This window comes from Mesorhizobium sp. M8A.F.Ca.ET.207.01.1.1, assembly GCF_004794715.1.
In the GTDB taxonomy this organism is placed as follows: Bacteria; Pseudomonadota; Alphaproteobacteria; order Rhizobiales; family Rhizobiaceae; genus Mesorhizobium.
Genome location: NZ_SRUS01000269.1, coordinates 1 through 348, shown reverse-complemented (window position 1 = coordinate 348; position 348 = coordinate 1). Strand labels below are relative to the sequence as shown.

The 348-nt window shown below is 66.7% G+C and carries 1 protein-coding gene; it reads right to left on the bottom strand.

Going from position 1 to position 348, the window contains the following annotated elements:
- A partial coding sequence (locus tag EN850_RS34480) for a hypothetical protein (protein WP_210238047.1) occupies nucleotides 1-348 on the bottom strand: 348 nt, incomplete at both ends.

Below are 348 nucleotides of genomic sequence, written 5' to 3'. Positions count from 1 at the left end.
CGCTACCGGCACCAAGGCGGCGCCCAGCACTTTGCCGGCCGCCGAACCGACACCCGGCTTGTCCTCCCTCTCCTGCAAGATCCGCTGCGCCCGCGCATTGATCGGCTGTACCAGCTTCCCCTTCTCTGCCAGCGCCGCAGCATCCGGCAACTTCACCCGCTCGCCCTCGCCCTCGAACAGCGCGCTGTAGTAGATGCCGCCCTTCCTTGAAAGATTGCAGGCGCGGTCAAACGCCAGCGCGTAGCGGGTCCGGTCCATCGGCAGGTAGTAGCGCGACCGCTCCTCCACGGCCTTGGCCTCACGTGGGAGCACCTCAATCCGCTCCAGCTTGAACTGTGTGGCCTGCTC